Annotated in this window: 21 protein-coding genes, 1 tRNA gene and 1 riboswitch; of the genes, 7 read left to right on the top strand and 15 right to left on the bottom strand. The window is 72.1% G+C overall.

The features are described 5' to 3' along the window. Positions 1 to 14: 14 nt before the first annotated feature. The 3 genes from EJC51_RS47995 to EJC51_RS49435 form a co-directional block, all read right to left on the bottom strand. On the bottom strand, positions 15 to 164 hold the full coding sequence (locus EJC51_RS47995) for a hypothetical protein (protein WP_165951096.1): 150 nt from the start codon (positions 162 to 164) through the stop codon (positions 15 to 17). Between the two features lie 33 nt (positions 165 to 197). Further along, positions 198 to 306, bottom strand: a riboswitch (SAM riboswitch). 39 nt (positions 307 to 345) lie between these two features. Then, on the bottom strand, positions 346 to 1,212 hold the full coding sequence (locus tag EJC51_RS40125) for a glutathione S-transferase C-terminal domain-containing protein (RefSeq protein ID WP_126275574.1): 867 nt from the start codon (positions 1,210 to 1,212) through the stop codon (positions 346 to 348). A 118-nt stretch (positions 1,213 to 1,330) separates the two neighbouring features. After that, the gene (locus EJC51_RS49435) at positions 1,331 to 1,453 is read right to left on the bottom strand and encodes a putative leader peptide (protein WP_341870704.1); all 123 of its coding nucleotides are present in this window, start codon (positions 1,451 to 1,453) and stop codon (positions 1,331 to 1,333) included. 141 nt (positions 1,454 to 1,594) lie between these two features. Here EJC51_RS49435 and EJC51_RS40120 point away from each other — a divergent pair, with 141 nt between their 5' ends. From EJC51_RS40120 to EJC51_RS40110, 3 genes are all read left to right on the top strand, one after another. After that, a complete protein-coding gene (locus EJC51_RS40120) occupies positions 1,595 to 1,882 on the top strand; it encodes a DUF1905 domain-containing protein (RefSeq protein ID WP_126275573.1) in 288 nt (95 codons plus the stop codon). A 345-nt stretch (positions 1,883 to 2,227) separates the two neighbouring features. Next, positions 2,228 to 3,343: a chitinase gene (locus EJC51_RS40115; protein WP_126275572.1), complete on the top strand. Its 1,116-nt coding sequence runs from the start codon at positions 2,228 to 2,230 to the stop codon at positions 3,341 to 3,343. Positions 3,344 to 3,358: 15 nt separating this feature from the next. Beyond that, complete coding sequence (locus tag EJC51_RS40110) at positions 3,359 to 4,117, top strand: NPP1 family protein (protein WP_126275571.1); 759 nt, start codon at positions 3,359 to 3,361, stop codon at positions 4,115 to 4,117. A 77-nt stretch (positions 4,118 to 4,194) separates the two neighbouring features. Here EJC51_RS40110 and EJC51_RS40105 read toward each other — a convergent pair. Together EJC51_RS40105 and EJC51_RS40100 are read right to left on the bottom strand one after the other, a co-directional pair. Beyond that, positions 4,195 to 4,268 (bottom strand) — tRNA-Pro (locus EJC51_RS40105). 81 nt (positions 4,269 to 4,349) lie between these two features. After that, a complete protein-coding gene (locus tag EJC51_RS40100) occupies positions 4,350 to 5,777 on the bottom strand; it encodes an MFS transporter (protein WP_126275570.1) in 1,428 nt (475 codons plus the stop codon). A 175-nt stretch (positions 5,778 to 5,952) separates the two neighbouring features. Here EJC51_RS40100 and EJC51_RS40095 point away from each other — a divergent pair, with 175 nt between their 5' ends. After that, a complete protein-coding gene (locus tag EJC51_RS40095) occupies positions 5,953 to 6,537 on the top strand; it encodes a TetR/AcrR family transcriptional regulator (protein ID WP_126275569.1) in 585 nt (194 codons plus the stop codon). A 55-nt stretch (positions 6,538 to 6,592) separates the two neighbouring features. On the opposite strand, the gene EJC51_RS40090 is transcribed toward EJC51_RS40095, so the two are convergent. From EJC51_RS40090 to EJC51_RS40065, 6 genes are all read right to left on the bottom strand, one after another. Next, a complete protein-coding gene (locus tag EJC51_RS40090) occupies positions 6,593 to 7,543 on the bottom strand; it encodes a VOC family protein (protein ID WP_126275568.1) in 951 nt (316 codons plus the stop codon). Next, entirely contained in the window at positions 7,540 to 8,625 is a 1,086-nt protein-coding gene (locus tag EJC51_RS40085; RefSeq protein ID WP_279631447.1) for a 4-oxalomesaconate tautomerase, read from the bottom strand. The genes EJC51_RS40090 and EJC51_RS40085 overlap by 4 nt, the downstream gene beginning before the upstream one ends. A 77-nt stretch (positions 8,626 to 8,702) precedes the next feature. Next, positions 8,703 to 9,407 (bottom strand): 4-carboxy-4-hydroxy-2-oxoadipate aldolase/oxaloacetate decarboxylase, encoded by a 705-nt coding sequence (locus EJC51_RS40080; RefSeq protein WP_126275567.1) that lies wholly within the window; start codon positions 9,405 to 9,407, stop codon positions 8,703 to 8,705. After that, positions 9,404 to 10,153, bottom strand: a complete 750-nt coding sequence (locus EJC51_RS40075; protein WP_126275566.1) for a PIG-L deacetylase family protein — start codon at positions 10,151 to 10,153, stop codon at positions 9,404 to 9,406. The genes EJC51_RS40080 and EJC51_RS40075 overlap by 4 nt, the downstream gene beginning before the upstream one ends. A gap of 51 nt (positions 10,154 to 10,204) precedes the next feature. Beyond that, a complete protein-coding gene (locus tag EJC51_RS40070) occupies positions 10,205 to 10,855 on the bottom strand; it encodes a GntR family transcriptional regulator (protein WP_126275565.1) in 651 nt (216 codons plus the stop codon). Between the two features lie 80 nt (positions 10,856 to 10,935). After that, entirely contained in the window at positions 10,936 to 11,790 is an 855-nt protein-coding gene (locus EJC51_RS40065; RefSeq protein WP_126275564.1) for a LysR family transcriptional regulator, read from the bottom strand. A 68-nt stretch (positions 11,791 to 11,858) separates the two neighbouring features. On the opposite strand from EJC51_RS40065, the gene EJC51_RS40060 reads away from it, so the two are divergent. Next, positions 11,859 to 12,764, top strand: a complete 906-nt coding sequence (locus tag EJC51_RS40060) for an EamA family transporter (protein ID WP_126275563.1) — start codon at positions 11,859 to 11,861, stop codon at positions 12,762 to 12,764. Between the two features lie 107 nt (positions 12,765 to 12,871). Here EJC51_RS40060 and EJC51_RS40055 read toward each other — a convergent pair whose 3' ends face one another. The 3 genes from EJC51_RS40055 to EJC51_RS40045 form a co-directional block, all read right to left on the bottom strand. After that, positions 12,872 to 13,909, bottom strand: coding sequence for a maleylacetate reductase (locus EJC51_RS40055; RefSeq protein WP_126277312.1), 1,038 nt, complete (start codon positions 13,907 to 13,909; stop codon positions 12,872 to 12,874). 35 nt (positions 13,910 to 13,944) lie between these two features. Beyond that, complete coding sequence (locus tag EJC51_RS40050; RefSeq protein WP_126275562.1) at positions 13,945 to 14,796, bottom strand: intradiol ring-cleavage dioxygenase; 852 nt, start codon at positions 14,794 to 14,796, stop codon at positions 13,945 to 13,947. 100 nt (positions 14,797 to 14,896) lie between these two features. Next, positions 14,897 to 15,412: a hypothetical protein gene (locus EJC51_RS40045; RefSeq protein WP_126275561.1), complete on the bottom strand. Its 516-nt coding sequence runs from the start codon at positions 15,410 to 15,412 to the stop codon at positions 14,897 to 14,899. A gap of 122 nt (positions 15,413 to 15,534) precedes the next feature. Here EJC51_RS40045 and EJC51_RS40040 point away from each other — a divergent pair, with 122 nt between their 5' ends. After that, a complete protein-coding gene (locus EJC51_RS40040) occupies positions 15,535 to 15,882 on the top strand; it encodes a cupin domain-containing protein (RefSeq protein WP_126275560.1) in 348 nt (115 codons plus the stop codon). On the opposite strand, the gene EJC51_RS40035 is transcribed toward EJC51_RS40040, so the two are convergent. Beyond that, positions 15,869 to 16,903: a LacI family DNA-binding transcriptional regulator gene (locus EJC51_RS40035; protein WP_126275559.1), complete on the bottom strand. Its 1,035-nt coding sequence runs from the start codon at positions 16,901 to 16,903 to the stop codon at positions 15,869 to 15,871. The genes EJC51_RS40040 and EJC51_RS40035 overlap by 14 nt on opposite strands. A 131-nt stretch (positions 16,904 to 17,034) precedes the next feature. Between EJC51_RS40035 and EJC51_RS40030 the strand changes: the two genes are divergently transcribed. After that, positions 17,035 to 18,201 (top strand): phytanoyl-CoA dioxygenase family protein, encoded by a 1,167-nt coding sequence (locus EJC51_RS40030; protein WP_126275558.1) that lies wholly within the window; start codon positions 17,035 to 17,037, stop codon positions 18,199 to 18,201. Positions 18,202 to 18,214 lie beyond the last annotated feature (13 nt).

Raw genomic sequence — 18,214 nt, 5'->3', positions numbered from 1 at the left:
CGGAGGTGGAGAGGTCAGCCCCGACAGCGGGCACGGCCCGGTGCGGTACACAGTGCGCTGTTCACGCGGAGCAGATCGACGGCCCGGTCGGCGACGAGCAGGTCCACGTACGGCAGTACGCAGCCGCGGGAGCGGCGCGGGGCCGTCCTGGGAGCTGCGTACATGTCCGTCACCGTGTTCTTCCGGCCCGTCGGGGGCCCTCGCGCTTACCGATATGTCGTCGGTCCGGTCGTCACCTGGGGCACCCCACCGCGGAGCGAGGGTTGCCGGTCAGCAAGCCAGGGCTTGTCGCTGACACTCATGACCGTTCTGGGGCGTAAGTTAAAACATGCGCCCGAACGGATGTCAACGCCGTTCCACCACGTGGGCGGTGTGCGCGGCCCAGTCCAGGATCTGTACGGCCGACCCGGCGGCCTCCAGGCCGCGACAGCGGGCGTGGTGGCGGCGGGCGATGCCGTCGAGGTCGAGGTGGGCGCCGAAGGCGGGGTGGGCGGCCAACCGGCGGGCGTACGCCCACAGTTCGGGGTGGTCGGCGATCCGCTGCACGGCGGAGGCGTCCAGGTGATGGCGGTGCACGGTGTCGAGCTGGACGAGCGTGCACCACAACTCGACGTCGGCCGCGGTGATCTGATCGCGGATCAGGTACGCGCGTCCGGCGAGCCAGCGCTCCAGCGCGCCGAGGGTCTCCAACAGCTTGTCGAGCGCGGCCGGGTCGCCGCCGGCCGATCCGGCGTTCTGGGCGGCCCGCTCGATGCCGTCCGCGCACAGCCGCTCGACGGCCTCGGTCTCCGACTCCGCGCCGCACGGGTACAGCGCCGCACGGCCGCCGCCGAAGTGCCGGGCCAGGTCGCGGGTGATGTCCGGGGCGTGGGTGCTGACGATGCGGCCCGACCAGTCGTCGCTGAGGACCGGCCCGGCGGCCGCCCCGGTGTAGCGGTGCGCGCTCGCCTCGTACAGCGGGCGCAGTGCGGAGTGTCCGCCGTCGGGACAGTCGGGGACGGCGTCCAGGAAGGTCACGGGGCAGGCCTCGGCGAGGCCGAGCAGGCTGTGGACGACGGCGATGCGCAGGCCGTCGGGACACGCGGTCGACAGATGGAGCCGGTAGCGGCGCGGCACGGCGTAGTGCCCGCTGCGCGCGTCCCGGCCGATCCGGCCCCGGAACGCGGGGGTGGGCTGCGTGGTCGGGACGGGGGCGAGCGGTGTGACGGACATGGATCTCCCCGGGGGTGGGCGCGCGGACGTACGCGCGGCGGAAGCGACGTCGGGCCAGAAGGAGGGGACGTGACCGTGCCCGGCGGCACGGCGGACGCGACAGGGAACGGCGACCGGGTCAGCCGCGGGCGCCGATGGCGCTGCAGACGCGCTGGAGGTCGATGTGCCGGCGGGAGGTGAGAAGAGGCGACGGCCGAGACGTGCGGCTCACGCGGCCGTCGACCGATTCAAGGCGCCTCATGCTTCCCTACCTGTTCACTAGGATTCCCATCTGGAGTGTCGATCGGCCGCCGCGCGACGTCAAGAGGGCGTCCACGGGCCGGTCACGGACCGGTGAAGGTCCCGCCCGAGGGCGCCCGGGGTTCCCGTACGCTGACGCCCCATGGAACTGGTCTTCACCGGTCGGGTGATCGAGTGGCACGGCCCGGCGCCGTACTACTTCGTTCCTGTGCCGGACGAGGAGTCCGCCGACATCCGCGAGGTGGCGACGGCGGCCTCGTACGGCTGGGGGGTGATCCCGGTCGAGGCGAGCATCGGCGAGGCCGCCTTCACCACCTCGCTCTTCCCCAAGGACGGCCGCTATCTGCTGCCGCTCAAGGCAGCCGTGCGCAGGCCCCGGAGCCTGACGACCGACGACGACGTGACCGTCCGGATGGCCGTGCTCCTCTGACTCCGGGACAGCTCGGGTGACGGCTCAGGCGACGCCTTCGGCCGACAGGTCGATCCGGTCCGGCCCCGATCCGGTCGGTACGAGGATGAGCTCGTCGCGGCCGGCCGCCTGGGCGCGGGCGTAGGGGGCCGGGCCGAGGCAGGCCGGCGACAGCGTGCGCGGCGAGCCCGCCCGGGCCGGGTCGGCAAACGGTCGGCAACGGGGCGGCGACCCGTCGGCAACTCCCTTCCCTCAAGGCTTACTTCACCCCTTGACGGAATTGGTCCAGACCTTTAGGTTCCGGGTCAGCAACACCCGTGTGACGCCCGCTCACCCCCCGACACCCCCCTCAGGAGCGTCCCCACCATGCCCTTCTCCCTTCGCGCGGCCCGACTCCCGGTCCTCGCCGCGCTGTTCGCCGTCCTCACCGCACTGCTGACCGTGACCCCGGCGCACGCCGCCAGCGGCTCGATATCCGGGCTCGCCGGCAAGTGCGTCGACGTGGCGGGCGCGAACGCCGCGAACGGCACCGCCGTACAGCTCTACGACTGCAACGGCACCGGCGCCCAGCTCTGGTCCAACTCCGGTGACGGCACGCTCCGGGCGCTCGGCAAGTGTCTGGACGTCGTCGACCGCAGCACCGCCGACGGGGCCGCCGTCCAGCTGTGGGACTGCAACGGTGGCGCCAACCAGCAGTGGGTGGTGAGCGCGGCCCGCGACATCGTCAACCCGGCCGCGAACAAGTGCCTGGACGTCCGCGACAACAACAGCGCCAACGGCACCCGGCTGCAGATCTGGACCTGCGCCGGCACGGCCAACCAGAAGTGGAACGCGCCCGCGAGCGGCGGGGGCGGCACCCCGTCCGGGTTCGTGGTGTCCGAGGCACAGTTCAACCAGATGTTCCCGAACCGGAATGCGTTCTACAGCTACAGCGGGCTGGTCGCGGCGCTGAGCTCGTACCCGGGCTTCGCGAACACCGGCAGCGACACCGTGAAGAAGCAGGAGGCCGCCGCCTTCCTCGCCAACGTCAACCACGAGACCGGCGGCCTGGTGTACGTCGTCGAGCAGAACACCGCCAACTACCCCCACTACTGCGACTGGAGCCAGTCGTACGGCTGCCCGGCCGGCCAGGCCGCCTACTACGGTCGCGGCCCCATCCAGCTCAGCTGGAACTTCAACTACAAGGCGGCCGGGGACGCGTTGGGCCTTGACCTGCTCAACAACCCCTGGCTGGTGCAGAACGACGCGTCCGTGGCCTGGAAGACCGGCCTGTGGTACTGGAACACCCAGTCCGGCCCCGGCACCATGACCCCGCACAACGCCATGGTCAACCAGGCCGGCTTCGGCCAGACCATCCGCTCCATCAACGGCTCCCTGGAGTGCGACGGCAGGAACCCGGCGCAGGTGCAGAGCCGCGTCGACGCCTACAACCGGTTCACCTCGATCCTCGGCGTCGCGCCGGGCGGCAACCTCTACTGCTGACAAGGAGCCCTCGTCATGCCCAAGTCGAGACCGCTCGCCTCGGCACTCCTCGCCGCCCTGGCCCTCGTCGTGACCGTCCCCACGTCCGCCCACGCGAACGTCCTCACCCTGCTCCCGCAGAACGCCGACGGCCTGGAGCAGACCTTCTCCCCGGCCTACGACTACGACGGCGACGGCTGCTACGCGACCGCCGCGATCGGCGCCGACGGCACCCTCAACCCCGGTCTGAAGCTCGGCGGCGACGTCAACGGCCACTGCCACGACTACGCCCAGCTCGCCAACGCCAACACCTACTCGCGCGCGAAGTGCGACAACGGCTGGTGCGCAGTGATGTACGCCAGCTACTTCGAGAAGGACCAGGCCACCCTCGGCCCGGCGGCCATCGGGCACCGGCACGACTGGGAACACGTCGTGGTGTGGATCAGCGGCGACCAGGTCCAGTACGTGTCCGTGTCCCAGCACAGCGGCTACCAGGTGGCCGCGCGCTCGTCGGTCCGCTTCGACGGCACGCACCCGAAGATCGTCTACCACAAGGACGGTGTCTCCACCCACTGCTTCCGCTTCGCGACCGGCAATGACGAGCCGCCGGAGAACGTCACGGGCGGCTGGTTCTTCCCCCGCCTCGTCGGCTGGAACGGCTACCCGGCCGGCTACCGCGACAAGCTCCTGAGCGCGGACTTCGGCTCGGCCACCCTCAAGATCGACGACGGCGACTTCCAGTACGCCCTCGCCGCGTCCAAGCCGTCCGGCATCCCCTTCGACCCGAACGCCTGAGTGCGGCAAGGGAACGCCTGAGAGCAACAAAGAAAGGGGCCCCGCGAGCTTTCGCCCGCGGGGCCCCTCGTCTGCCGTCGGGACGACAGGATTTGAACCTGCGACCCCTTGACCCCCAGTCAAGTGCGCTACCAAGCTGCGCCACGTCCCGGCCGCGATCGCCACGGGTGTTCCGTGTGAACGCGCAGGTAAACCCTACCTTACGCGCGCGGCCGGTCCGACTGGCGGGACGTCAGCCCCGGGTGGCGGCGGTCTCCCGGGGGGCCGGGGTGTCCACGATGACCTGCCGTACGGCCCGCCGGACGGGGACGAGCAGCGCGGCCAGGGACGCCGCGAGCAACAGCAGCGCCAGCAGCGTGAAGCCGTGGGTGTATCCGGACTCGTACGGCAGACCGGACGGCTGGAGGTGTCCGGTCACCAGGACGCTGGTGACGGCGGCGCCGATGGAGCCGCCGATGGTGCGGATGTTGGCGTTCATGCCGGTCGCGGCGCCCGTCTGGTCGGCCGGGACGCTGCCCACGATCAGGTTGGCCATGGAGGCGAAGGCGAGCCCGATCCCGAGGCCGAACAGGCCGGAGACGAGAGCGACCTGCCACTGCTCGTCGTGCCACAGGGCGAGCAGACCGACGGCCGCCGCACCGAGCGCGGCGCCCGTCACCAGCAGCGTCTTCGCCCCGAACACCGGCTCAAGGCGGCCGCCGAGCACACCGGAGAGGAACATCGCCACCAGCATCGGCAGCATCAGGAGCCCGGCCGCGGTGACGCTCGCGCCGAAGCCGTACCCGGCCGTCGTCGGCGTCTGGACGAAGCCCGGCAGGAAGGACCACAGCGCGTACATGCCCGCGCCGAACAGCAGCGCCACGGTGTTCGTGGTCCACACGGCGGGCAGCCGCATCACCCGCAGGTCGATCAGCGGGGTACGGGAGCGGGCCTCGGAGTACAGCCACAGCGCGAACAGGACGACGGCCAGGGCGAACAGGCCGAGTACACGGGCCGATCCCCATCCCCAGACGGCGGCCTGGCTGAGCGGCAGCAGCAGCGCCACCAGCCACGCCGACAGCAGCCCGGCACCGAGCCAGTTGACGCTGCCCTCGGCCCGGTTGGGCGACTCGGGCACATACCGTACGGCGATGAGTGTGGCGACCGCGACGACGGCGACCGGGATCCAGAACAGCCAGCGGTAGTCGAGCGCGGAGACGATCGGTCCGGCGGCGACGATGCCGACGCCACCACCGGCGGCGATCACGGCGGACAGGTTGCTGATGCTCCTGCTCACCTCGGACGCGGCGAACTCGTCCCTGATGATGCCGAAGGACAGCGGGAACAGGGCGCCGCCGACGCCCTGGACGACCCGGGCGACGATCAGGACGCCGATGCTGGGCGCCAGCGCGGCCAGCAGACAGCCGACCGCCACCGTCACCAGGACGGCGACGAGGGTGCGCTTCTTGCCGATCAGGTCGCCGACGCGGCCGAGGATCGGGGTGAAGATCGACGCGGACAGCAGGTACGCCGTCATCACCCAGGTCACGGTGGACTGCGAGGTGTGCAGGGCGTGCTGGACGGTCGGCAGGGCCGGCGCGATCAGCGACTGGAGCATGGCGAACACGCCGGCACCGGTCGCGAGGACCGCGAAGGTGAGACGGGTGGAATTGCGGGGCATGGAGAAGCCTCTCCGAGCACGAGGTGCGGCCGGAGCCTCTTGGGAGCGGTCGCGGAAAGGATGAAGGAGGCACCTCGACTGCTAAAGTGGAGGTACGCCTCCACTCTACCGGAGGCCCACCTCCGCTTCAACCCGTATCGGAGGTACACCTCCGCTTCACCTCCGGGAGGCGCCCGTGACCACCCAGTCCTTCCCCGTCACCGAGCTCGTCGCGGCGCGCCGCCCCACCCGGAAAGACGCCGCCCGCAACTACGACGCCCTGCTGGCCGCGGCGCGGGAGGCGTTCGCCGAGCACGGCGCCGAGGCGGCCCTGGAGGACATCGCGCGCCGCGCGGGTGTCGGCATCGGCACGCTGTACCGGAACTTCCCGACCCGGCGGCATCTCTTCGAGACGGTGTACGCGGACGAGGTCAACGCCTTGTGCCGGCTGGCGGTGGAGGTGGCGGACCGGGAGCCGTGGGAGGCGCTGACGGTCTGGCTCGACCGGTTCGCGGGGTACATGGTGACCAAGCGGGCGGTGCGGGAGGCTCTCGACGGGGAGTCGGAGGTGTTCGCCGCGTGCCGGGAGTCGATGTTCGCCGCGGGCGGTCCGTTGTTCACGCGGGCCCAGGAGGCGGGTGAGGTGCGGCGGGACATGGAGTTCGGGGATCTGCTGCGGATGGTCTCGGGGATCATGGCGACGGCTTTCGAGGACGAGGCGCAGCGGGACCGGGTGCTGGGCATCGCGCTGGACGGCGTACGCAAGCACCCGGGCGCCTGACCGCTCGGGCCCCCGTCGCCGTTCGCACGTCCAGCGGGCGCGCGAACGGCCCTGGTCAGGCGACCGGCGGGGTCCCGTGCGTGTGGAACGACTCGATGGTCTTCAGGCCCCAGGCCTGCCCCTTCTCGCGCTCCGCCTCGGTCCAGGTGATCAGCGGCCAGTCGGGCGCGAGCACCAGCCGGGTGAGCGGGTTGCACAGCTCGATCCGGTTGCCGCCCGGCTCGTAGACGTAGAGGAAGAACGTCTGCTGGATGGCGTGCTTGTGCGGGCCCGTTTCGATGAACACCCCGCTGTCGATGGCGAGATCGGCCGCCCGCAGGATGTCCTCGCGGGTGTCGGTCGCGAAGGCGATGTGGTGCAGTCGCCCGGCGCTCCCGGTCCGGTCCGAGGTGTGGACGACGTCGTACGACTTGTTCGTGTACGTCAGCCAGCGTGCCGCGATCTTCCCGCTGTCCAGCTGGATCTGCTCCGTCGGCCGGGCGCCGAGGACGTTCTGCTGGAACTCGGCGTTGGCGAGGACGTCGGCGGCGAGGAAGTTGACGTGGTCGAGCCGCCGTACGCCCACGCCTCGGTTGGGTTTGGCCTGGGGCTGGTTCTTCAGCGCGGGCCTGAACTCGTCCGGCGCCCGGTAGTGCTCGCTCTCCCAGTAGAGGGCGTGCTCGTGGCCGTCCGGGTCGGTGGTGACGTAGAGCTTTCCGAGGCCGGGTTCGTCCTCGGCCCACTTCCCGGTGCCGCCCGCCTCCTCGTTGGCCTTGATACGGCGGTGGAGGGCCTCCTCGCTGGAGGTGCGCAGGGCGAGGCGCCCGAGGCCGGGCCGCTCGCGGGCGGTGAGGACGAGGCTGTGGTGCTCGTAGTCGTCGAAGGTCCGCAAGTAGACGGTGTCGCCGTCCTGGCCGTTGACCGTGAGGCCCAGGTAGTCGGTGAAGAAGGCGACACTGGCGTCCAGGTCGGGGGTGAACAGCTGGGCGTGGCCGATGTGCGCGATGTCGCCGAGGGGCGGAGTCATCGGTGACCTCCTCGGGGTCGTGCGGCGGCCCGGGGGAAGACGGTGCCGTCGAAGATCTTGCGGGCCGTGCGCACCACGGCGGTGCGGCGGGCGCGGGGCAGGCCGTCGGGGGTGGTGCCGAGGCTGCTTTCGATGTCCAGGAATCCGGTGGGATGTTCTATGCGTATGCGGTCACTGTCGGGGGACAGCTCCGCCGGCTCCGCGCCCACCCCGCCGTCGATCCGCAGCCCGGCGGCGACACCGGCCGCGCCGAGCACACCGATCGAGGTGTGGCAGCGGACGGGTATGAAGGTGCGGGTGCAGATCGCGCCGCCCTCGCGGGGCGGGGCGAGCAGGGTCAGCTTGGGGACGGTCGTGTCCGACACGTCACCGAGCCCCATCAGCCGGCCGGCCGCCAGGCGGATCTCGCGCAGCCGTTCGGCGAGCGCCAGGTCATCCTCAAGGTCCTTGGGTGTCTCGTACCCGGTGACCTTCAGCTCACCGGCGGCGATCAGCACGGTCGGCATGCCGTTGTCCACGCAGGTGACCGGGATGCCGTCGATGACGTCCCGGGCGTTGCCGGTGGGCAGCAACTTCCCTGCTCCCGCCGGGAATTCGAGGACGACCGCGGCGGCCGTACCCGGCACTCCGGAGATCCGGGCCTCGCCCGTGTAGTCGACCCGACCGCCCGGGGTGGGGAAGGTCGCGGTGGCGAGGTCGCCGCTGTTGACCATCCTGATGCGGACGGAGGTGGCGTCCTCCCCCGCCGGCACCAGGCCCCGCTCGACGGCGAACGGGCCGACGCCGGCGAGGATGTTGCCGCAGTTCTGACGGCCGCTCACCTCGGCCCGGTCGACGGCGACTTGGAGGAAGAGATAGTCGACGTCGGCGCCCGGGGCGGACGAGGGCGAGACCACGGCCACCTTGCTGGTGAGCGGGTGCGCCCCGCCGAGGCCGTCGATCTGCCGTTCGTCGGGGCTGCCCATGACGCGCAGGAGCAGCTCGTCGCGTACGTCCGGGTCGGCGGGGAGGTCGGCGGCAAGGAAGTAGGCACCCTTGGAGGTGCCGCCGCGCATCAGCAGACAGGGCACCCCCTCGGGCACGGAGGGCGCGGAGGGCGCGGAGGGCGCTGTGGGCGCGGAGGGCGCTGTGGGCGCGGAGGGCGCTGTGGGCAGGGAGGTCACGGCCGCCCTCCCTCGTACTCCGCGTAGGTCCGGTACTCGACGCCGAGCCGCTGGAGGGTCTCCCGCAACCCGTAGCGGTCCAGCCCGAGTTGGCCGTCGAGGAAGGCGGCCCGGGTGGCTGCCTCCTTGGCCTCGCGGGCCTCGGACTTCTCGACCGTCTCGCGGACGCGCTCGCGCGGGACGACCACCACACCGTCGTCGTCGGCGAGGATCGCGTCGCCGGGGCGGACGACCTGGCCGTCGATGGCGATCGGCACGTTGACGGAGCCGCCGGTGGCCTTGACGGTGCCCTGCGAGGAGACGGCACGGGACCAGGCGGCGAAGCCCATGGCGCGCAGTTCCCGGGTGTCGCGGATGCCGGTGTTCAGCACGACGCCCCGAACTCCCCGCCGCCGCAAGGCGGTTGCGAACAGCTCGCCGAACAGGCCGTCCGTGCACGGGGAGGTGGTGGTGACGACCAGGAGGTCGCCCTCGCCGCACTGCTCGACGGCGGCGTGGATCATGAGGTTGTCGCCGGGCCAGCTGAGCACGGTGACGGCGGTGCCGGCGACCCGTACACCCTGCTGCACGGGACGAATCCCCGGGCCCAGCAAGCCGGTTCGGCCCATGGCCTCGCTCACCGTCGCCACGCCGAAGCCGGCCAGTGCGTCGACGTCCTTCAGCGCCGCCTTCGGCGGGTCGGTGACGATCACGCCGCTCATGCCAGCTCCTTCGCGATCTGCGGGTAGGGACGCATGTACGCCTCGGCCATGGTCCTGTGGGCCAGGCCCAGGTTCGGCCCGGCGTTGCGCTTGAGCTGGACACCGCGGCGGACGGCGAGGTCGGTGTAGTACTCCCACAGGTGCTGCTGGGCGCCGAGGCACTCCATGGCCGTGCGCTTGGTGTCCCACACCTCGGTGATGTCGAGGAGGACCTCGGGCCTGAAGCCGCTCATCTCGGGCTGGTGCGGCTCGAAGAAGAAGACCGGCGGAGCACCGATGATCTCGCCGGGGCCGGGGTAGCCGATGGCCTGGGCGAGGACCCTGGCCTCCAGGGCCATGCGGTGCGCGGCCGGGTGGTCGCCGTTGTACGGGTCCTCGGCGGGGTGGGTGAGCACGACGTCGGGCTGGGTGTCGCGGTACACCTCCACGAGCCGGTCGGTCAGTTCGGGGGTGACCAGCAGCGGGTAGTCGCCGGCGTCGAAGAAGCGGACCTCGGCACCGAGGGTGGCGGCGGCGCGCTCGGCCTCGTCCCGGCGTATCGCCTTGATCTCCTCCAGCTTCTTCCCCTCGCGCCACGCCTTGGCGGACTCGCCGCGCTCACCGAAGGTCAGACAGGCGATGGTGACCTTCTCGCCGCGGGACGCCGCGAGGGCGATGGCCCCGCCGGCCCGCCACACGAAGTCGCCGGCGTGTGCGGTGACGACGAGAGTGGACCGTGGCCCGGCGGGCGCGTTGGCCTGGGTCATTGCTGCGATCTCCCTTGGTCACAGGTGAGCGCCCGCCCCGGTCCGTGGTGATCAGTCGCGCAGCGCCTCGATCACGCTGGTGAGGTGGGCGCGGACGGCCGCTTCGGCCGCCTGCGGGTCCCTGGCCCCGATCGCCTCGATCATCGCCAGGTGCTCGTTCAGGGAGCGCTGCGGACGCCCGGGCCGCAGCGCCAACTGGAAGCGGTGGCGCACCAGTTGGGCGTTGAGCCGCTCCAGCAGTTCCACGGCCGTCCGCTGGCCGGAGAACTCCCGGACCTTGGCGTGGAGCTCCTGGTTGAGCTCGGAGTAGGTCATCGGCTCGCCGTCGGCGACGGCCTTGGTCATCGCCGTGCCCAGCTCGGTCAGCTCGGCGAGCTGCTCGTCACTGGCGGTGACGGCGGCCTTCGCCGCGCAGAGCCCTTCGAGGACCATCCGGCACTCGGTGATGGCGACCGCTTCCGCCACGGTCACCACCCGCACCCGGGAACCCCGGTTGCGGATCCGCTCGACGAGGCCCTGGGCCTCCAGATCGATGAGCGCGGCCCGGATGCTGGCCCGTGTCACACCGAACTGCTCGGCGAGTTCGTTCTCCACCAGCCGCTGCGCCGGTGCCATCTCGCCGTGCAGGATCGCCTGCCGCAGCTGCCCGAGCGCATGCTGTTTGGCCTGCTCCCCGGTGCTCGGACGGGCTTCTTTCGGCATCGTCGCCCTCCCTGAGTGCGTGCCTGTCGAACGTAAATCCACTCAATCAAGATTGTCAACAATCTTGTCCGCCGTATTGCTCACCCCTCCCGGTACAGCGTCGTGAGCAGCTCCATCACGGCCTGTGTCGCTGGGTGCGGGTCGTCCCGCCACCAGGCGAGCCGCACGGCGATCGGCTCCCCGTCACGCACCGGCCGGTAGACGACCCCGGGCCGCGGGTACTGGTTGGCGGTCGACTCGGCCGTCATCCCCACGCACCGGCCGGTGGCGATCACGGTCAGCCAGTCGTCGACGTCGTGCGTCTCCTCGGTGGCCGGACGGGCCTCCGCCGGCCACAGGTCGGGGGTGGTGGTGCCGGTACGGCGGTCCACCAGCAGCGTCCGCCCCGCGAGGTCGGCCATCCGCACCGACCGGCGCCGGGCCAGCGGATCGTCGGCGGCCATCGCGCACAGCCGCCGCTCCAGGCCGACGATGGCCGACTCGAACCGCCGGTCGTCCAACTCCCGGCGTACGACGGCCAGATCGCACGCGCCCTCGGCGAGCCCGGCGGTCGGCGAGTTGACGCGCACCAGGTGCAGGTCGGTCTCCGGACGCTCCCGGCCCCAGCGGCGCTGGAAGGGCAGCGTGTGCCGGCCGAGCGCCGCCCAGGCGTAGCCGATGCGCAGATGGGCGTGGCCCGAGATGGCCTCGCGGACCAGGTCGTCGACCTCGGCGAGCACCCGGCGGGCGTGCGCGACGACCCGTACCCCGGCGCCGGTCGGGGTCACCTCGCGCGAGGTGCGCCGCAACAGCCGTACGCCCAGCGAGCGTTCGAGCGAGGCCAGGGTGCGCGAGACGGCCGCCTGGGACACTCCGAGGGCGAGGGCGGCGTCGGTGAAGGTGCCTTCGTCGACGATGGCGACGAGGCAACGCAGCTGTCGAAGCTCCACATCCATAACTCAAGCGTATAGACAAAGAAGCAGATGCATTTTGCGCAAGCGTCGGGCGCACCGACGATCGGCGTATGCAAGGAGCCCCCGCACGCCCCGCCGCCCCTCCCCTGCCCGCCACCGGCGCCCGGCAGCGCTCCGGCGTCTCCGTCGCCGGGGTGGCCACGATGGCCGGCAGTGGACTGTCCAACCAGGTCGGCGCCGCGATCGGTTCGCTCGCCTTCCCCGTCATCGGCCCCGTGGGAGTCGTGGCGGTCCGTCAGTACGTGGCCGCTGCCGTGCTGTTGACGGTCGGCAGGCCGCGGCTGCGGTCGTTCACCTGGCGCCAGTGGTGGCCGGTGCTGCTGCTGGCCGTGGTGTTCGGGACCATGAACCTGTCCCTCTACACGGCCGTCGACCGCGTCGGGCTGGGGCTGGCGGTGACCCTGGAGTTCCTCGGCCCGCTCGCCATCGCCCTGGCCGCCACGCGGCGCCGGGTGGACGCGTGCTGTGCGCTGCTGGCGACCGCGGGGGTGGTGACGCTGATGCGGCCGCAGCCCTCCACCGACTACCTGGGCATGGGGCTCGGGCTGCTGGCCGCCGCCTGCTGGGCGTCGTACATCCTCCTCAACCGCACCGTCGGCAGCCGGCTGCCCGGAGCGCAGGGCTCGGCGGCCGCGGCCATGGTGTCGGCGCTGATGTTCCTGCCGGTCGGGATCGTGGTCGCCGTGCACCGTCCGCCGACTCCGGAGGCGGCCGGCTGTGCGGTGGCCGCCGGGGTGCTGTCCTCGGCGGTGCCCTACCTCGCCGACCTGTTCACGCTGCGGCGGGTGCCGGCCCCGGTGTTCGGCCTGTTCATGAGCGTCAACCCGGTTCTGGCGGCCGTGGTGGGGTGGGTGGTCCTCGGGCAGGGGCTGGGCGGGCCGGAGTGGGCGGGGATCGCGGCCGTCGTCGGGGCGAACGCGCTCGGCATCCTCACGGCGCGGCCGCGGCCGACCTGACGGACCACTCCACCCGGTTCATCCTGAAGAAGCCGACCGTGCCCGCCTACGCGAAGGCCTGAAGCCACCGACCGCGCCGCCCCTCGGAGCGAGGCACCCTTCCTGCCCTACGACCGCTCCGGCGCCGCGCCCTCGAACGCCGCCCGCAGCAGCGCCAGCACACCGTCCGCCGTGACCTCCCTCGGGTTGGGGTACGCCTGACCCGCCGCCTGCTCGGCCGCCACCGTCAAGTCGGCCTCCTTCAGGCCCAGTTCCGCGAGCGAGCGCGGCGCGCCCAGGTCTCCGGCCAGTCGCCACAGAGCCGTTGGGGCGTCGGCCGCGTCCAGGGCGCGGGCCACGGCGGTCGCCGCCTCGGGAGCCGCCGGGGCGTTGTACGCCAGGGCGTACGGCAGGACCACGGTGTGGGTCTCGGCGTGGGGCAGGCCGAAGGTGCCGCCGAGGACATGGCAGAGCTTGTGGTGCAGGCCCATGGTGGTGGCGCCCAGGCAGGAGCCGCAGAGCCAGGCGCCGTAGAGGGCGCGGCCACGGGCGTCCAGGTTCCGGGGATCGGCGGCCAGTCGGGGCAGCGCACCGGCCATGGCGCGGAAGCCCTCCTCGGCGGTCAGCGCGATCAGGGGTGAGGTGTCGGGGGCGTACAGGGCCTCGACGGCGTGGGCGATCGCGTTGACGCCGCTGGTGACGGAGAGCGGGACGGGGAGGGGGAGGGTGAGCTCGGGGTCGTAGACGATGCTGCGGGGCAGGACGGCCTGGTCGCGGCCGGTGCGTTTGGCGCCGTGCTCGGTCAGGCCCCACACCGGCGTCGCCTCCGAGCCGGAGTACGTGGAGGGGACGGCGATCAGTGGCAGGCCGGTGCGCAGCGCGATCGCCTTGCCGAGGCCGATGGCCGAGCCGCCGCCGACCGCGACACAGCCGTCCGCGTCCGCGGCGAGGGCCACCTGCACCGCACGGTCGGCGACTTCGACGGGGACATGCATCCTGGCCCCGGTGTGCAGGCCCGCGCAGGCCGGGCCGAGGGAGTCGGCGACCGCCTGTGCGGTGTCGGCGCCGTGCGTGCCGGAGACCACCAACAGCCTTCGCAGACCGAGCCGTTGGGCCTCCCCCGCGGTCGCCGACGTGGCGGCGTCGGCACGGAAGACGACCCGCATGGGTGGCGTCTCGTGGGTGAAGGAGGCCAGGGGGTTCACGCGCGCTCCAGTACGAGGTCGATGTGCGCGTGCCGGAAGGGGTTCGGCACGCCCGACTCCTGGGCCAGGGACGGGTCGTCGGTCGGGGTGAAGTCGCGGACCAGGCTCTGCTTGACGGCGAACACCGCGTCCGAGCCCAGGTACTTGTCGCCCGCCACGAAGATGTGCGTGGTGACCGGGGCGTGGTCGGGGGCCGAGGCGATGAAGTGGATGTGGGCGGGGCGATAGGGGTGCCGGCCGGTGGCCCGGAGCAGGTCCCCGACCGGGCCGTCCGTGGGGATCGGGTAGGAGCTCGGGACGCAGGTGCGGAAGCGGAAGCGGCCCTCGGCGTCGGTGGTGAAGAGGCCCCGGCCGTTTCCGGCCGGCTGTACGTCCGGCTGCTGGACGTCGTAGAACCCCTGGGCGTTCGCCTGCCACACGTCCAGGGTCGCGCCCGGCAGCGGGGTGCCGTCCGCGGACAGCACGCGGCCGCTCACCACACAGGGCTCCCCGTCGCCCACCAGGTCGATGTTCGCGCCGAGTTCACGGACCGGGGACTCGGTCATGTGGAAGGGGCCGAGGACGGTCGACTCGGTGGCGTCGGGCGTGCTGTGGCCGTGCAGGGTCTCCAGCAGCATCGACAGGCCGAGGACGTCCGACAGGAGGATGAACTCCTGCCGGGTGTCCGTGCAGGTCTGTCCGGTCGCCGTGAGGAAACGGATCGCCGCCTCCCACTCCCCCTGGGTCAGCCGCGTCTCGCGGGCGAAGTCGTGCAGATGGCGGATGAGGGCGGTGAGCAGGTCGCGCAGACGCGGGTCCGCGGTGTCGCGCAGGCTGGCGATCGCCTCGTCGGTGACGTCGGTGGTCATACGGGCTCCCTTCCCCCACATCGGTGGTCGTACGGGCCCTCTCCCCGGCAGGCCACTCCTCGGCAGGCCACTCCTCGGCAGGCCACGACCTTACGCTCCGTCACTTGATGACGGCGTTGGCCACGACCACCCCTACCCCCAGCAGCGCGTCCACCGCGCCGATCAGCAGGGCGGCGGCCCATGAGCGGTGGGCCCAGCGGGCCGTCACCAGACCGAGGGCGAACAGCAGGGTGATGTTCAGGGCGAACGCCGGGTACTCCACGCCCTTCGCGGGCCACCAGCCCCAGCCCGCGCCGGCCAGGACCGCGACGGTGGGCAGGACGGCCGCGATCAGGGGCCACTCGTCGACCAGGGTGCGCAGGGCGTCCCCGCGGCGGTGCGGGGTGCGTTCGGCGATGTAGTGGGCGTAGCCGTGGGCCAGGGCGGAGGCGAAGGCCGTGACCAGCAGCCACAGGGCGTCGTAGCGGCGGCTGTCCTGGGAGGTGTGGCCGTACTGGGTGAGCGCGGCGACCATCGAGCAGGCGAGGACGGCGCCGTAGACCCCGCCGAACAGGACGGCCTCGCGGGTGTCGTGCGGGTGCGGTGCGTCGGCGGTCTCCGCCGCGGCCTGTGCCATGTCTCCCACGATCACGCGCCTCGCGGCGGGCCGCCAGTCGCGACGAAGTGTCCTCCCACCTGGGCCGATACCCCACACCCTGTCCACGGCCGCGGAGCGTACGCGCTGGCTAGGGTCGTCCCATGAGCCACAGTTTCGTAGTCCACGTCCCCGACGCCGAGCTCGTACCCGAGCCCCTCGCCCCGGAACAGATCGTCTCCGGGACGCCGGAGGTGACCGGGAAGGTGGTCTGGGAGTCGGCGGACGGCAGGCAGATCCGCGGCGTCTGGCAGATCACCCCGGGCGTCGTCACCGACACCGAGGCGGACGAGCTGTTCGTGGTGATCAGCGGCTCGGCCACGGTCGCGGTGGAGGGCGGGCCGACGCTGGAGGTCGGGCCCGGCGACATGGCCGTACTCCGTGCGGGCGACCGTACGACGTGGACGGTGCACGAGACGCTGCGGAAGGCGTACGCGATCAACCTGCCGTAGCGACGGTGGGCATGTTGTACGGCGTCACGACCTGGATCGCGGACGGCAGTGTCGGTCCCGCCGGGGGCAGTGCGCCGTGCGCCCGCATGACGAGGTGGCAGGCCTCGCGCAGGTCCTGGCGCAGGTCGTGGTGGAGGACCGCGGAGAGGCGGTGCTCGCTCAGCAGGCGGGTGTTGTCGTGGTCGAGGTCGTGGGCGACGAACACCGCGCACTCCCGGCCGAGGTCCTCGAAGGCGCGCAGGGTCGCGATGTTGCCGCCGCCGATGGAGTACACCGCGCGGATGTCCGGGTCGCGGGCGAGGGCCGCGCGGACGAGGTCGTACTGGGTGGCGTCCAGGCCCTGGCCCTCGGCGATCTCGACCAGGGTGCGGCCCGGGTGGTGGGCCCGCATGGCGCCGCGGAAGCCCATCTCACGCTCCTCCTCGTTGCGGAAGAAGCCGCTGCTGAGGCTGGTGAGGACGTTGCCGGGCCGGTCGCCGAGCCACTGACCCATGAGGTACGCGGCCGTCGCCCCGGCCGCCCGGTTGTCGATGCCGACGTAGCCGAGGCGGGCGCTGGCGGGCAGGTCGGTGACCAGGGTGACCACGGGGATGCCGGCGGCGACCAGGCGGCCGACGGCCGCGGTGACCTCGGGGACGTCCGGGGCCTTGAGGATCACGCCCTGGGAGCCGCGCCGGGCTATCCGGTCCAGGGTGCGGACCTGCTCCTCGACCGGGCCGGTCTCCCGGAAATGGAAGCGGGAGCGCACGACCGCCGGATGCAGGGCGGGCAGTTCCGCCTCCAGCGCGGCCCGGACGGCGGTGCTGAACCGCTCGGGCGTCTGCATCACTATGTCGATCATGAAAGTGCGGCCCACCAGCCGGACCTGGGTGCGCTGCCGGTCGAGGTCGGCGATGGCCTGCCGGACCTCGCGGGCCGTGCTCTCCCGGACGCCGCCCCTGCCGTTCAGGACCCGGTCCACGGTGGCCTCGCTCAAACCCGCCTGACGTGCGATTTCCCGGATCGGGAAGGGGTGGCCCATGGGCAGGCTCCTTGAGGGGTTTTTGATGGCTCCGTGCCGGTTGTTCGACGGGTTTGTACTGACAAGAATGACAGCGCTGCGTCGCCCCTGTCACCCGAGCGCTGCGTCGCCCCGTCACCGAGAGGACACCGATGTCCTTCACCGCCGTACACCGCCGGGCCTGGCTGTCCGAGCAGGACTGCGACCTCGCGGCCCTGCGTCCGCTCGTCGAGCGGACCACCGACCCGGCCGACTACCCGTACGCCGACGCCGTGGAGCGCAACGTCCTGCTCTACGACAGTGAGCGCGTCGGGGCGGCCGAGGACCGACGTGCGGTCCAGGAGGAGCTGGTGCGGGCCCTCACCGACGGGCCCGGAGTCGTGGTGTTCCGGGGCGCGTTCCCCGATGCCGCGGTCGTGGACCGGGCCACCGCGGTCTTCGAGGCGCTGATCCGCGAACAGGACGCGGCGGGCGCCACCGCCGGCGACCACTTCGCGAAGCCCGGCGCCAACGAGCGGGTGTGGAACGCGCTGGAGAAGGCCGCCCTGTACGACCCGACGGCGTTCGCCGACTACTACGCCAACCCCGTCCTCGCCCTGGTCTCGGAGGCCTGGCTGGGCCCCGGCTACCAGGTCACCTCCCAGGTCAACGTCGTCAACCCGGGCGGCCTCGCGCAGACCGCGCACCGCGACTACCACCTCGGTTTCCTCTCCGACGAGGTCGCCGCCGCCTACCCGGCCCATGTGCACCGCCTCTCCCCCGTGCTCACGCTCCAGGGCGCGGTCGCGCACTGCGACATGCCGGTCGAGTCCGGGCCGACGCTCTACCTGCCGTACTCGCAGACCTTCGAGCCGGGCTACCTCGCGTGGCGGCGGCCGGAGTTCCAGGCGTACTTCAAGGAGCACCACGTCCAGCTGCCGCTGGCCAAGGGCGACGCCGTCTTCTTCAACCCGGCGCTGTTCCACGCCGCCGGCACCAACCGCACCACCGATGTCCGGCGGGTCGCCAATCTGCTCCAGGTGTCCTCGGCGTTCGGGCGGGCCATGGAGACCGTGGACCGGGAGACGATGGCCAACGCGGTCTACCCCGTGCTGCTGCGCCGCGCCACGGAGGGCGCGAGCGAGGAATGGCTGGCCAACGTCATCGCCGCCAGCGCCGAGGGCTACCCCTTCCCGACCAACCTCGACAGCGATCCGCCGGTCGACGGCCTGGCCCCGCCCTCCCAGGCCGATCTCGTCCGGCGGGCGCTGCGCGAGCGGTGGACACCGCGGACGCTGCGGGACGGACTGCGGGCGGCCGCCGAACGGCGCGAGAGCTGAAAGGGCTTGGGTT

The sequence above is a fragment of the Streptomyces aquilus genome (assembly GCF_003955715.1).
Classification (GTDB): domain Bacteria; phylum Actinomycetota; class Actinomycetes; order Streptomycetales; family Streptomycetaceae; genus Streptomyces; species Streptomyces aquilus.
The sequence above is the reverse complement of the archived record's forward strand: the minus strand, read 5'-3'. Positions and strand labels throughout refer to the sequence as shown.

Coding starts and splice junctions, on each gene's coding strand:
- EJC51_RS40040 (WP_126275560.1), top strand. CDS start 15,535: ATGAGCCACAGTTTCGTAGTCCACGTCCCCGACGCCGAGCTCGTACCC.
- EJC51_RS40070 (WP_126275565.1), bottom strand. CDS start 10,855: ATGCCGAAAGAAGCCCGTCCGAGCACCGGGGAGCAGGCCAAACAGCAT.
- EJC51_RS47995 (WP_165951096.1), bottom strand. CDS start 164: ATGTACGCAGCTCCCAGGACGGCCCCGCGCCGCTCCCGCGGCTGCGTA.
- EJC51_RS40050 (WP_126275562.1), bottom strand. CDS start 14,796: ATGACCACCGACGTCACCGACGAGGCGATCGCCAGCCTGCGCGACACC.
- EJC51_RS40100 (WP_126275570.1), bottom strand. CDS start 5,777: ATGCCCCGCAATTCCACCCGTCTCACCTTCGCGGTCCTCGCGACCGGT.
- EJC51_RS40030 (WP_126275558.1), top strand. CDS start 17,035: ATGTCCTTCACCGCCGTACACCGCCGGGCCTGGCTGTCCGAGCAGGAC.
- EJC51_RS40075 (WP_126275566.1), bottom strand. CDS start 10,153: ATGACCCAGGCCAACGCGCCCGCCGGGCCACGGTCCACTCTCGTCGTC.
- EJC51_RS40120 (WP_126275573.1), top strand. CDS start 1,595: ATGGAACTGGTCTTCACCGGTCGGGTGATCGAGTGGCACGGCCCGGCG.
- EJC51_RS40065 (WP_126275564.1), bottom strand. CDS start 11,790: ATGGATGTGGAGCTTCGACAGCTGCGTTGCCTCGTCGCCATCGTCGAC.
- EJC51_RS40080 (WP_126275567.1), bottom strand. CDS start 9,407: ATGAGCGGCGTGATCGTCACCGACCCGCCGAAGGCGGCGCTGAAGGAC.
- EJC51_RS40035 (WP_126275559.1), bottom strand. CDS start 16,903: ATGGGCCACCCCTTCCCGATCCGGGAAATCGCACGTCAGGCGGGTTTG.
- EJC51_RS40125 (WP_126275574.1), bottom strand. CDS start 1,212: ATGTCCGTCACACCGCTCGCCCCCGTCCCGACCACGCAGCCCACCCCC.
- EJC51_RS40090 (WP_126275568.1), bottom strand. CDS start 7,543: ATGACTCCGCCCCTCGGCGACATCGCGCACATCGGCCACGCCCAGCTG.
- EJC51_RS40060 (WP_126275563.1), top strand. CDS start 11,859: ATGCAAGGAGCCCCCGCACGCCCCGCCGCCCCTCCCCTGCCCGCCACC.
- EJC51_RS40055 (WP_126277312.1), bottom strand. CDS start 13,909: ATGCGGGTCGTCTTCCGTGCCGACGCCGCCACGTCGGCGACCGCGGGG.
- EJC51_RS49435 (WP_341870704.1), bottom strand. CDS start 1,453: ATGAGGCGCCTTGAATCGGTCGACGGCCGCGTGAGCCGCACGTCTCGG.
- EJC51_RS40110 (WP_126275571.1), top strand. CDS start 3,359: ATGCCCAAGTCGAGACCGCTCGCCTCGGCACTCCTCGCCGCCCTGGCC.
- EJC51_RS40115 (WP_126275572.1), top strand. CDS start 2,228: ATGCCCTTCTCCCTTCGCGCGGCCCGACTCCCGGTCCTCGCCGCGCTG.
- EJC51_RS40045 (WP_126275561.1), bottom strand. CDS start 15,412: ATGGCACAGGCCGCGGCGGAGACCGCCGACGCACCGCACCCGCACGAC.